General features: G+C 46.2%; 13 protein-coding genes. All 13 read left to right on the forward strand.

Features of this window, described 5'->3' with window-relative positions:
- Positions 1-43 precede the first annotated feature (43 nt).
- The 13 genes from GWG06_RS20950 (at position 44) to GWG06_RS21010 (ending at position 13098) form a co-directional block, all read left to right on the forward strand.
- Positions 44-1564: an arylsulfatase gene (locus GWG06_RS20950; protein WP_235938461.1), complete on the forward strand. Its 1521-nt coding sequence runs from the start codon at positions 44-46 to the stop codon at positions 1562-1564.
- A gap of 158 nt (positions 1565-1722) precedes the next feature.
- Complete coding sequence (locus GWG06_RS20955) at positions 1723-2640, forward strand: DUF2167 domain-containing protein (protein WP_160715705.1); 918 nt, start codon at positions 1723-1725, stop codon at positions 2638-2640.
- 356 nt (positions 2641-2996) lie between these two features.
- The gene (locus GWG06_RS20960; RefSeq protein ID WP_160715707.1) at positions 2997-5474 is read left to right on the forward strand and encodes a TonB-dependent receptor; all 2478 of its coding nucleotides are present in this window, start codon (positions 2997-2999) and stop codon (positions 5472-5474) included.
- A gap of 342 nt (positions 5475-5816) precedes the next feature.
- Positions 5817-6383, forward strand: a complete 567-nt coding sequence (locus GWG06_RS20965; protein WP_127034543.1) for an RNA polymerase sigma factor — start codon at positions 5817-5819, stop codon at positions 6381-6383.
- A complete protein-coding gene (locus GWG06_RS20970) occupies positions 6383-6937 on the forward strand; it encodes a hypothetical protein (protein WP_127034545.1) in 555 nt (184 codons plus the stop codon). The genes GWG06_RS20965 and GWG06_RS20970 overlap by 1 nt, the downstream gene beginning before the upstream one ends.
- Positions 6921-8006, forward strand: coding sequence for a hypothetical protein (locus tag GWG06_RS20975; RefSeq protein ID WP_160715709.1), 1086 nt, complete (start codon positions 6921-6923; stop codon positions 8004-8006). Before GWG06_RS20970 ends, GWG06_RS20975 begins: the two co-directional genes overlap by 17 nt.
- 51 nt (positions 8007-8057) lie before the next feature.
- Positions 8058-8795, forward strand: coding sequence for a head GIN domain-containing protein (locus tag GWG06_RS20980; protein WP_127034550.1), 738 nt, complete (start codon positions 8058-8060; stop codon positions 8793-8795).
- Between the two features lie 94 nt (positions 8796-8889).
- Positions 8890-9381, forward strand: a complete 492-nt coding sequence (locus tag GWG06_RS20985; RefSeq protein ID WP_160715711.1) for a YajQ family cyclic di-GMP-binding protein — start codon at positions 8890-8892, stop codon at positions 9379-9381.
- Between the two features lie 74 nt (positions 9382-9455).
- Positions 9456-9707, forward strand: coding sequence for a type B 50S ribosomal protein L31 (locus GWG06_RS20990; protein ID WP_127034554.1), 252 nt, complete (start codon positions 9456-9458; stop codon positions 9705-9707).
- A gap of 66 nt (positions 9708-9773) precedes the next feature.
- A complete protein-coding gene (locus tag GWG06_RS20995) occupies positions 9774-10955 on the forward strand; it encodes a putative sugar nucleotidyl transferase (protein ID WP_160715733.1) in 1182 nt (393 codons plus the stop codon).
- A gap of 20 nt (positions 10956-10975) precedes the next feature.
- Positions 10976-11737: a triose-phosphate isomerase gene (gene tpiA, locus GWG06_RS21000; protein WP_160715735.1), complete on the forward strand. Its 762-nt coding sequence runs from the start codon at positions 10976-10978 to the stop codon at positions 11735-11737.
- A 137-nt stretch (positions 11738-11874) separates the two neighbouring features.
- Positions 11875-12474: a 2'-5' RNA ligase family protein gene (locus GWG06_RS21005; RefSeq protein ID WP_127034560.1), complete on the forward strand. Its 600-nt coding sequence runs from the start codon at positions 11875-11877 to the stop codon at positions 12472-12474.
- A 327-nt stretch (positions 12475-12801) separates the two neighbouring features.
- Positions 12802-13098: an acylphosphatase gene (locus GWG06_RS21010; protein ID WP_127034562.1), complete on the forward strand. Its 297-nt coding sequence runs from the start codon at positions 12802-12804 to the stop codon at positions 13096-13098.
- The last annotated feature ends 278 nt before the right edge of the window (positions 13099-13376 follow it).

A 13376-nucleotide genomic window follows, 5' to 3' on the forward strand; every position in this document is an offset into this window, starting at 1 on the left:
CGCTTTTTTCTATCTTGGGGGATCACCCGAAAAATACTGAACAATGAAAACAGCTCTATTGCCGGCAGGCATCATGGGGTGGCTGTTAGCAGCGCTCCCGCTATTATGCTTCTCCCAGTCTGCAGTGAAAAAGAAAACAGGAAAAAAGCCCAACATCATTTATATCTACGCAGATGATTTAGGTTATGGCGAGCTGGGGTGCTATGGCCAGACTAAAATCCGTACTCCGCATCTGGATCAGATGGCAGCAGAGGGGGTGAAGTTTACGCAGCATTACGCCAGTACGCCGGTCTGCGCCCCTTCCCGCTGTATGCTGATGACAGGCCGTCATGGCGGTCATTCCTATATCCGGGGAAATTATGAGTTCGGCGGATTTGCCGACAGTACAGAAGGGGGCCAGATGCCGCTCCCGGAAAATACGCTGACAATTGCCCGTATGCTGAAGGGGGCAGGGTATGCAACAGGCGCTGTGGGCAAGTGGGGTCTTGGTATGCCGGACAATACCGGCTCGCCGCGGTTGCAGGGATTTGATTATTTCTATGGTTTCCTGGATCAGAAGCAGGCCCACAATTTTTATCCGACCCATTTATGGGAAAACGAGCAATGGGATACCCTGCGTAACCCGGTTATCAATGTACATCAGCGTTTGCGGGATGATGAAACAGGGGATGCCGCGTATAACAAGTTCAAGGGAAAGGATTATGCCATGGACAAGATGGGGGAGAAGGCGGCCGCCTTTATCAAAGCCCATCAGCATGAACCTTTCTTCCTCTACCTTCCGTTCACAGGACCACACGTGTCTTTGCAGGCGCCGGATTCGGCCGTGAAGGCTTATGCCGGCCAATTTCCGGAGCAACCGTACCGGGGAGAAAAAGGGTATGCGTCCACGTTATATCCCCGGTCTACCTATGCGGCTATGATTACTTACCTGGATTCCCAGGTGGGCAAGGTTTTACAGCTGATAAAGGATCTGGGACTGGATGATAATACCATTATTATGTTCTCCAGCGATAATGGCGCTACTTTCCCGGCAGGAGGCGCCGATACGGAATTTTTCAACAGCAACGGCGGTTTGCGTGGTGCAAAACAGGATCTGTATGAAGGTGGTATCCGTGAGCCGTTCATAGCCCGCTGGCCAGGCAGGATACCTGCTGGCAGTATCAGTGACCTGATCAGTGCGCAGTTTGATATGATGGCCACCTTTGCGGATATCAGCGGTATTGCTGCTCCGCCCTCTGATGGTATTTCCCTGTTACCGGCTATGAAAGGTAATGCAGCCGGACAGCAGCAGCATCCTTATCTGTATTTCGAATTTCCCGAAAAAGGAGGGCAGGTAGCAGTACGTATCGGCGACTGGAAAGGGGTGAAAAGTAATATGAAGAAAAATAAAAATGCTATTTGGGAATTATTTAATTTGCGGGAAGATGTAGCAGAAACAAAAAATGTAGCAGCTGCTCATCCTGAATTGGTGCAGCAATTGGAAGATATTCTGAAAAAAGAGCACCAGACTTCCCACCTGTTGGAATGGGAATTTGTAAATCCTAAGCTTATAAAAAATAAATAGAGAAAATCCGGCCTGCCGGCCAAAACAGCCGGCAGGCAAGAATGCCCTGTTACTGCAGTAGCTTTTATTAATTTTATCCAGATCCCTTGATAGCCTTTTACCTGTTTTCAGATCCATATTTGTTAAGCTGATCACTAACCTATACCCCTTTGGTATTTATGCGTAGGTTTTATTATACCTTATTGTATGTGTGCATACTGTTTATTTCTGCCGGCGCTTCCGCAACGGTGAGGGAAGACAGTCTTAATAAATATGACCGCCTGGATACAGCCGATCTAATTCAGGCTTCCTTTAAATACCAGTATGGAGAAATACCGTTAAGTAATGGGGCGGTGCTGTCTGTACCTGCCGGATACCGTTTCCTGGATGCGGCGCAAGGGCGTGTACTCGTGGAAACCCTGTGGGGGAATGCCTCTAATCCGGATTGCCTGGGGGTATTGCTGCCGGTACAATCCGGCCGGGAGGTGTCTGGTATCGTCATCTCCAATGATACTACCGGTTATCTGAGTGAGCAGGAAGCGTTACATATTAATTACACCCTGCTGATGCACCGCATGAATCAGCAGCTATACCAGGAAAATATCTGGAGAAGGCTGCATGGTTATAGTGTAGCCACCGAAATGAAGTGGGCTTTTCTGCCTTATTATAACAGGCAGGATAATACCCTTCACCTGGCCCGGCTGCTGCATTTCAGTGATGCACCGCGTGAAGTTGTCAATTATGAAATGAGGATACTGAGCAGAAAGGGAGCCTTATGTTTTAACGCCATTGCCCCTCCGGCGCAACTGAATCATATCCGGGAGGTGTTACCGATGCTGGCTAAACAGGTGCATTTTACTGCCGGTAATGCTTATCTGGATTTTAACCCCCGTACGGATCAGCTTGCCTGGTGGACCTCAGAAATCCTGATGGCCGGACATTTTTCTATCCACAATTTTATTAACTATGTCATTAATACATGGTTATTTATTGTAGTTTTCTTCATATTAGTACTGTTTGTATATGTCATGCAATTCTTCCATCGCAGGAAGGATGATCATCATCATGTATTCCGGATTGATGAAAGCCTGAATTAATCAGCTTCTTCTTTTTCCACCCACCGTTTGTTTTTGCCGCTCATACCTGCAAAATGTCTTGTAATACAAGGTTTTAACCACCCGACACAATCAGGGTAACCTTTCCTGTGCCTGATCGTCTTCCTGTTACTTTTATTTCTTTTTACCAATCATCCCTATCTACAGACCGCTTATGTAAAGTTATGTACTATGTAATGCAAGATACCTATTTTTGCAATGTAGTAGTTAAGGTAATGTAGTGGACTAACTACTGTAGTAGATAAAGTAAGGTTCTTTAAAAATGAACAGAACCTCCGGGAAGCCGGAAATATTTCAAAGCCATTTTACCTAAAAAGCAATATCTAAATCGCCCTTATATGAAAGCAATTTTTAAAGCGTTTACGTTGACAATGAGTGTGTTAAGCGCTGCGTTATCCTCACAGGCCCAGAGTGGTCCGAAAGTAAACGGACAAATCACGCAGGCGGGTAACAAACCGGTTGAGTTTGCAACCGTAACCTTATTAAAGGCTAAAGACTCCTCCCTGGTGAAAGGAGCTGTAGCCGACATCAGCGGTAAATATGAATTTGATAACATTAAACAAGGCCAGTACCTGGTAGCAGCAGCTGCCATGGGCATGAACAAAGCATACAGTAAACCTTTCAGTGTTAACGGCGTCGCCTATACGGTACCGGCATTGTCACTGGAAGCGGCTTCCAAAAACCTGAAAGGAGTAGATGTAACTGCCCGCAAACCTTTTGTGGAACAGAAAGCAGATAAAATGATCGTGAATGTGGAGAACAGTATTACCGCAGCCGGTGGTACCGCCATGGAAGTCCTGGAAAAATCTCCGACCATTAATGTGGACAAAGACGGTAACATCTCCATGAAGGGAAAAAATGGAGTGGTTATCATGATCGATGGTAAACCCACCAATATGTCTTCCCAGGATGTGGTGGAACTGCTCAGAAGTATGCCCAGCTCCAATGTGGAGCAGATTGAGCTGATCGCCAACCCGTCTGCCAAATACGATGCGGCCGGTAATGCCGGGATCATCAACCTGAAACTGAAAAAGAACAAGAACTACGGTACTAACGGTAACGTTACCGTGAGCGCTTCCCAGGGGCACAGAACCCGCTACAACGGAGGGCTTAACCTGAACCACCGCAATGAGAAATTCAACCTGTTTGGTTCCTATAACTATTATCACAGAGAACAGGTAAATCCGTTGACTGTTTACCGTTCCTTTAATGACAACAAGGGCGACCGGAGAGTGTACGATCAGCAGAATGATATCAGCCAGCGTTCCGATTACCACGCTGCCAAAGCAGGACTGGACTACTTCATTGCCAAAGGCCATACTATTGGCGTGATGGCTGATCTGGCCTTCCGCGACCGTTCCAACCCGGCCCACGCAGTTACGACCATCGGAAACGGTGCTATCATTGACTCTATTCTGAACACCCGGACAGAAAATCCCAGCAGCTGGAAAAGAGGCGCCTATAACCTGAACTACCGCGGTATCCTGGATTCTACCGGTAAAGAACTGAACATTGACCTGGATTATGCCAGGAACTCCGACAGGCAGTCTTCCGGCATCAATGCCTTCACCACCGACGCGCTCGGAAAACGTTTTCTCAGCAGTGATACTTCCCGCAGCAATCAGCCGGCTACCGTGGAAATCAAAACCGCTAAAATTGATTACACGCATCCGCTGAAAAATAATGCCAGACTGGAAGCCGGCGCCAAGGTGAGTTTTGTAACCACCGACAATGACGCCCGTTTCGATTCTCTGCGCAGCAACAACTGGATACCGGATGAAAACCGTTCCAACCACTTCATCTATAAAGAAAATATCAATGCGGCTTATGTGAACTACAACAAGCAGTACAAAAAATGGAATGTGCAACTGGGTCTGCGTGGCGAGTATACACACATCACCGGTACTTCTGAATCACAGAAAGGAGGTAAAACAAATGTCATTAAGAACGATTCCAGTTATTTCAACCTGTTCCCCAGTGCTGCCGTTACGTATGAGCTGAACAAGAACAATACCCTGGGAGTGACCTACAGCCGCAGAATCCAGCGTCCAAGCTATGAAGATCTGAATCCGTTTGAGTTTTACCTGGACAGATATACCAAACAGTCTGGTAACCCCGGTCTGAAGCCACAGTACTCCAACAACTTTGAGCTCACACATACTTTCAAGCAGTTCCTGATTACCTCCATTGGCTATTCCCATACCAAGGATATGATGACCAGGCTGCTGGAAGCTGATGTGGACAAGGCTACCGGTGATACTTCCCTGATCCGGTACAAATACATGAACGTGGCCAAGTCCGATAACTTCAACCTGAATGTGTCCATGCCGATACCGGTTACCAAATGGTGGAACACCTTTAATACCATCTCCGTATCGCACAACATCTTTGAAACAATGGTTAACAATAACCTGGTGCAGCTGTCTGCCACCGGCTTCTTTGGCCGCACGCAGCACACTTTTACCCTTACAAAGGACCTGACGGCAGAAGCGGTCTTCTTCTATGTATCTCCGCAGATCGCCGAAGAAGGATTATTCAGGATGAAGTCTATGTGCGGACTGGACCTGGGCGCACAGTACAAGGTGATGAAAGGCAAGGGATCCGTGAAGCTGAACATAACAGATGTGTTTAATACCAATTACTTCCGTGGTTCCTTTGATAATGCCGGCAGATACACTGCTATCAGCAGCAGATGGGATGCCCGCCAGGTACGCCTCACGTTTAACTACCGTTTCGGTAATACCAATGTGAAGGCAGCACGCAGCCGCAAAACCGGCCTGGAAGCAGAGCAGGACCGCGTGAAACAGAGCCAGTAAGCTCCTTATATGCGAAGGTTTTTTAGGTATATATAAGGATGGAGATACGCGGCCCTTTCGCAGGGCTGCGTATACTTTTCCACCGCTTTTTGGTTAAAAGGAAACTTCCGCTGTTTCGTCACATAAAAGAGGCGTTTCGCAGCATTTGCAACAGGCAGAAGACAGGGATCGGTTAATTTTGAAAAAAAAATCAACTGGAATTAATAAATTTTTATTCTGTATAACATATTGATATTGTTTTAATAAGAAAGTAATCGAGCAGGATTACGATTCAAAAGACCAAAAAAACAGCACCATCAGCCTCCCAGGGATGCAACCTTTTTTACAATCATTGTCTTTATAATGAAAGCATCAGTAAACAACTTGAATCAGACGCAATTAGCCGGGAATGTAATAGACCGCTGCAAAAAAGGGGACGTCCGCGCATTCCGCGAACTGTACGACGCCTACTCAGCAGCCATGTACAATATTTGTTTGCGTATGACCGGTAACGTTAGTGATGCGGAAGACACCTTACAGGAAGCATTTATTCAGGTACACCGTAACATCGGCAAACTGGAGCGCGATACCAGCATAAGTGCATGGATCAAGCGGATAGTAGTGAATCACTGCCTGAATACATTGCGTAAGAAGAAAGTGTATTTTGAAGAAGTGGAAGAAGTAGAAGTGGCGGAAGAAACGGCGATAGATGAGAACAGCTTCACCATGACAGTCGCAGCTGTGAAAACAGCTATACATGGTCTTCCACATGGCTACCGTACTGTATTGAATCTCTATCTTTTTGAGGAGTATTCACACCGTGAGATCGCAGAAATGATGGGTATTACGGAGTCTACTGCCAAAACACAGTACATGCGGGCAAAGGAAAAAGTAAGACAGATTGTAAAACAGCAAAATTTAATTCATTAATGCCGGACAATTTAGAAAGTTTTATCCAGCAACACCGGGAGGAATTTGAGGGGCCGGGGCCATCACCCAGGGTTTGGGACGCTTTGGAGAAAGAACTGGGGGAGCGCCGCAAAGGTAAGGTAGTACAGCTGCTGGGCAGAACCTGGTTTAAGGCTGCCGTGATAGCAGTGCTGCTGGCAAATGCAGGCGTATTGTATTACATGGCTAAAACCAGGCATCAGCAACAGGATCTGGCAGTAGTAGTACCGGAACTGCAGGATGCAAAAGTGTACTATACCTCACGGATAAACGAAAAGCTGGAATTGATCAACACTTACCCTGCCAGTGAACTGGGGCTGGACAGTGCCGCCCTGCAGGAATTGCAGCTCCGCAATGATACCTATAAGACACTGGAAAAAGAATTGAATAATAATCCTGGTAATCAGCGCATCAGGGGCGCCATGATCCGCTATTACCAGATGAAACTTGACCTGCTCGATAAAATCCTGGAAGCATTACATGAAAAACATGCTGCTCCCTCACAACAAAAGAAACAATATGAAGCTGAAATTTAGTTTTTTCTTATGCTTGTTACTACCGCTGTTCACATTTGCGCGAATCGGAGATGTCACCTATAAAAGAACAATCACCAAAGAGTTTACCGTTAGCGCCGGCGCAGTTTTTAATGTAAGTAATAAATACGGGAAGGTTATCTTCCATACCTGGAATAAGAATGAGATAAAAGCCGTGATTGCTGTCACCGGTTTTGGTAAAACAGACACAGAAGCGCAGGGCATAGCAGAGATGGTGGAAATTGATGCAGAGCAGAATGGCGGAGAGGTGGCATTGCGTACCCGTTACAATCCTACCAAATCAGGATCTTCCTGGTTTTCCTGGAGTAACGGCAGGAGGGATTCAAAGGAATATGTGAATATTGATTACGATGTGTATATCCCACAGAGCCTGGCCCGGCTGAAAGTATCCAATCAGTTCGGGGATGTGCTGGCCGACAGGCTGAATTTTCCGGCAGAAATGGCACTGAGCTACTGCACCTTTGATATTCGTGAAGCGGAAGACCTGAACCTCCGTATCAGCTACTGCGATAAGGGAAAAATCGGGAAAGCCGGAAAGGTGAATATTCAAAGCAGCTACTCTAAAGTACGTGCCGACCAGGTGAGCGCCTGGATCACCAGCTCCAGCTACAGTGATTTTGAAATAGGCAATGCTACTGACGTGCAGTTTGATGTGACCTATGGCGACGCGAAGTTTGAAAAAGTGGGAAATCTTAGCGGTAAAGTAACCTTCACGGATATTAAAATCCTGGAACTGCTGGAGTCTATCAATTATAAAGGTACTTATGCCGACATCAAGGTGAATAAAGTAGCGACATCCCTTAAAAATGCCGAATTTGTTCTGACCTATAGCGACCTCCGTATGAATGTGGCGCGCAGACAGCCGCTGCAGCTGCAGGCGAAAATGGTGAACGGGGATTTGAAAACCGGTGGCCTCGACCTGAAGAATGTGGTGAGCAACAAATCCACGTCCTCCCTCAGTTATACAGCACAGGCCGGCGGAGGTTCAGAACAGTCGCCCCGCATTATTATTAAAGGCGTGCAGTCAGATGCAAAGCTGGATGTTTATTAATCAGCTCCATTCTAAAATCTATACCATAAAAAATCATCCAAACTAAACCTTATGAACAAGATCGTAAAGTATGTATTAACGGCACTGCCTGTAGCCATGGTAGCAGGATTATTAATGTCCTTTGTGTGGGCGGGCGACTTTGAAAGGGTAAAAGGCAATGGTAAGGTAGTTTCAGAAAACCGTACTGCAGGTAACTTTAAGGATATCAGCACCTCCGCTGTATATAACCTGGTAGTACAGCAGGGAAGCACCAACAGCATCAGGGTAGAGGCAGAAGAAAACCTGCAGCAGTATATAGAAACAGTGGTAAAGGGAAATGGGCTGGAAATCCGTACCAAAAGAGGATATAACCTGAATCCTACCAAAGATGTAACGGTATATGTTACCACAAAAGAGGTAGGTAATCTTTCTGCCAGCGGGGCCTGCAATATTACCGGCCAGGGGCAGCTGAAAGGCGATAATATGAGTCTGGATCTGAGCGGCGCTACCAGAGCGGATTTGCATATTACTGCGAAGAAACTGGATGTGGGTATGTCCGGCGCCAGTAAGGTAAACCTTAAAGGCGTTATCGGAGAAGTGAAATACGAGGCTTCCGGTTCTTCTCAGATTTATGCAGATGAGCTGCAGTCGCAGCAGGTAGTTGTGGAAATGTCCGGAGCTGGCGATGCCAGGGTGTTTGCAGAGAAAAAGCTGGATGTACAGGTATCCGGCGTAGCCAAGGTGAAGTATAAAGGAGAGCCCAGCATTACCAAATCTGTATCCGGAATGGGCCGGATCAGCAAGCTGTAATTTTTTTAGATTTAGATTTATATATTCCGGCAGGTAGCTCACTACCTGCTTTTTCTTTTTATATTTGTCCCTCTAATATAAAATTTTTTAAGTTATGCCGTCCTTTGATATTGTTAGTAAAGTTGATTTACAGACTTTGGATAATGCCGTTAACACTGTGAAGAAAGAGATCACCAACCGGTTTGATTTTAAGGGGTCGCATGTGGTGATGGAGCTGAATAAGAAAGAAATGATCCTGGATGTGGAGGTAGACAGTGATATGAAGCTGGGCCAGCTGCTGGATGTGCTGATCAGCCGTTCCATGCGTCAGGGGCTGGAGGCTTCCATATATGATCAGAGCAAGGAACCTTACCAGAGCGGAAAGGTGTATAAGAAGCAGATACCTGTCAGAAATGGTATCAAACAGGAGGATGCCAAAAAGATTGTAAAGCTGATAAAAGATGCAGGATTAAAGGTACAGGCAGCCATTATGGACGATATTGTACGGGTAACCGGCAAGAAAATTGATGATTTACAGGATGTTATACAATTGTGCAGAAATGCTGATTTAGGTATACCTTTGCAGTATATCAATATGAAATCCTGATTTTTTTAGAATATTCTTTGGGTGTAAAATAATTTTTGTTACCTTTGCACCCTGTATTTACAATAATTTTTGATATGAAACAGGGAATCCATCCGGAAAATTACAGATTCGTGATATTTAAAGATATGTCAAACGGACACAGCTTTTTAAGCCGTTCCACTGCTCCTTCCAAAGAAACTGCGAAGTGGGAAGATGGTAATGAGTATCCGTTGATTAAGTTGGAAATTTCCAATACTTCTCACCCTTTCTATACTGGTAAGAACGTATTGGTGGATACTGCAGGACGTATCGATAAATTCAACAAACGCTACGCTAAAAAAGGCTAGTCGCTTTGTAAAGATATTTTTAAATCCCATCGGCTTTCTCGATGGGATTTTTTATTTTTAGACCCTATGGAGCGTAACTACATTCTTTTTGACACGCCCGTACGTGACTTGTTATACCCCTTTACACATACAAGACCCATCGCCGCCTGCAGAGTAGGTATACTTACCATTCAGGAAAAGTGGGAGCATTGGGTGGGTACAGGAGTAAGTCATTTCACTGTACCACATTTACAGGAAAAATTTCCTTTACATAAATCAGGAGAATCAGTTGAGCAGGTGTTGATCAGCGGGCATATATTGCCTGATGCGGAACTGGTGGCGGCTATAAAAGCCCTGCAGCCGGATCAGGAGCTGTACAAGGATAATCACCTGCTGGCCAAAGTGGTGGTGGGTAAGGAAGCGCACCTGATAGCTGCCGGAAACCGTAAGAACTATGACGGGCCGGTAACCGCTGTTTATTATCCCTGGGATATATTTATGCTGAATGACAAAGCTATCCGCGCGGATTATGCATTGCTGACAGAGGGCCGGGTATCAGCCGGTATTTCTCCGGCCAACCAGGTGGTCAATGCAGCAGATATTTTTCTGGAACCAGGCGCCAACGTAGCATGCAGTGTGCTGAATGCGTCCACAGGACCCATATATATAGGTAAAGGCGCTCAGGTTATGGAAGGGTGCCTGATCCGCGGGCCGTTTGCCCTGGGGGAAGGCGGTGTGCTGAAAATGGGGACCAAAGTATATGGCGCCACCACGCTGGGCCCTTACTGTACCGGCGGGGGAGAAATCAAGAACAGTGTTTTTTTCGGATATTCCAATAAAGGGCATGACGGATATATCGGGGATGCTGTGATCGGAGAGTGGTGCAACCTGGGCGCAAATACGTCCTGCTCCAATGTGAAGAACAATGCTGCGCCCGTAAAAGTATGGATGGAAGCTAAGCGGCAGGCTATGGCTGCCGGGCAGAAATGCGGCGTGCTGATGGGAGATTATACCCGTTGCGGCATTAATACCATGTTGAATACAGGCACAGTTGCCGGTGTTTCCTGCAATATTTTCGGGGATGGGTTTCCGCCATCCTTCGTGCCTTCCTTTACCTGGGGGCTGCACGAAGGCAGCGTAACCTACCGGTTGCAGGAAGCGTTGCGGGATGCAGGCGCCTGGATGCGGATGAAAGGCCGGGAGATGAGCGCTGCAGAGGAAAAGTTACTGGAGGCCGTGTATGAACAAACAAGTGCAAACAGACCTTAAACTAATATCACAGAATTTATATGAGAAAGAAAATTGTTGCAGGTAACTGGAAAATGAACCTTACGCTGGCACAGGGTGAGCAGCTGATTAACGACATTTTACAGGCCGGACTGAAGCTCGCGGAAGGGCAGGAAGTAGTGGTAGCCACTCCGTTTCCTTATCTGGCCAAGGCCAAGTCGCTGCTGAAGAACTATCCCGGTTATTTTGTAGCAGCACAGAACTGCGCCAGTGAGAAAGCAGGGGCATTTACCGGCGAAGTATCAGCAGAAATGCTGCAGTCTGTAGGGGTAGACTATGTCATCATCGGTCACTCTGAAAGAAGGGAATATTTTAATGAAACCAATGCGATACTGGCGAAGAAAGTAGATCTGGCGCTGGCTAACGGGTTGAAGCCTATTTTCTGCTGTGGCGAGCCGCTGGCAGTAAGACAGGCGGAAACGCAGAATGAATATGTGGCAAAGCAGCTGGAGGAAAGTCTGTATCACCTGACTGCAGAGCAGTTAAAGCAGGTAGTGATTGCGTATGAACCTATCTGGGCGATTGGTACCGGATTAACGGCGAGTGCTGGTCAGGCGCAGGATATGCACGCATTTATCCGCGGGCAGATTGCTAATAAATTTGGCAGGGAGGCAGCGTTGCACCTGACGATCCTTTACGGAGGCAGCGCGAAGCCGGGTAATGCGGCAGAACTGTTTGCCAATCCGGATGTAGATGGTGGTCTGATTGGCGGCGCTTCCCTGGTAGCGGCCGATTTTGCCGCTATTATTTCCAGCCTGTCCTAAAAAATAAATCGCTGAAATACGCAGCAGTAAAGCGCTGCGTATTTTTTTAGTATAAAATGCTAAAAAAATTAGTATTTCCGGAAAAAGATTGTATATTTGTATTGTCATTCTAACAGGAAGAATTAAAATATCAGGTTATGAATACGAATTATGAAATTTCGGAAGTGTTATTTGATTATCTGCTGGTAGTTAATCCCGATGTGGTGGTAACGAAAGATGTGGCCCGGATACGCCAGTATATTGCTGCAACACTGAATGATGGTGTGGCGGTAGCTGCACCGGTACATGTTGCATTGTTCAGGTCTGAATTTCCGGAGCGTTTCGAAGAAGATTTCATTGCTATGATTGAAGAGGTGGCAAAGAGGCAGTCAGGTTTTGCGATTTATACTTCCCGGCTGGAGGCAGCCAGGAATGCTGATGGCAGACACAGTATACTGATTAATGTCGCTAATCCAAAACCGTTGACAGAACTGCACAAGAGTGTGATGCAGGCTTTTGAACTGAAGCCGCAGACATATTTCAAACCGCATATGGTGGTGTCCCGCGGCCTGGAAGATGCTGCTATAGAAAAGATATTGCCGGCACTGACGAAACAATTGTTTGTGCGTAGCTTCAACTGCCATTGTTTTACTTTGTTGAAGCGGCCTGCCGGCGGAGGAAAATATGAAAAAGTAAGAGATATCGTGTTCGGAGATATCGAACATCTGACAGGATCATTATTCAACTATGCTGCTTAACAGCAGCTTCATTGTCTGGATCGGGAAGAGCGGATCAGAGGATGCATCGGTTTGATGGAAATTGAACGAATCACCTGGTATGATACCTGCGAGGTAAGCATATCATTACTGTAACCCCAGTTTCAATTTTCGTCTGTAGTTTGTTTCCCTCAAGTTAACCATTTCTCTGTCTTCCCTTGTTGTTTACACTTTAGCGATCAGCCATGCGCGTGTTGAGTGTAACAGGATTATCATTAAATTCGTTTGATGAATTGCAGCCGTCAAAGCGGCGTATGATGCTGATCCGTCGATTCCCGAATTTCAGACACCCGGAATAACCATTTTACTATGACAACCAGATCAATTGTGCACAAAGAAATCCTTGTCCGTGGCCAGGTTCAGGGTGTGGGGTATAGGGCTAATGCCAAACATATAGCTGATTTATTAGGCGTGCAGGGAATGATTAAGAACATGCCGGACAGAAGTGTATGGATTCTGGCAGAAGCAGAAGAGTCGGTGATGGATAATTTTCTGGCATGGTGCCGAAAAGGACCAGCCTTCTCAAAAGTTACAGAGATGGAAATTACCATGGGAGCTGTGCAGCATATCCAGGGATTTACCATTCTTCCTTCAGGTAATAAATAAAACGTTACAGATAACAGACAGGAGAGCCGGTGGGAATGTGATCCTGCTGTGGTAGTTTATTGCAGACAATATTCCGAAAAAAGAAGTGTCCTTCCAGGATTATAAATCAGTTCAGCTACTGCTAACTACTATCCTTCCATATATGCCTGGTTAAATAACAGGCAACGGTGTTCCCTCTTATGCCAACTTAAATACAACGGTAAACCAATGAAAAAATAAAAGCGCAAAGAATTTGATGGCCCGCTGTAAGCAACTCCAGCCATATCATTCTTCGCGCT

The organism is Chitinophaga solisilvae, from assembly GCF_009928525.1.
Lineage (GTDB): Bacteria > Bacteroidota > Bacteroidia > Chitinophagales > Chitinophagaceae > Chitinophaga > Chitinophaga solisilvae.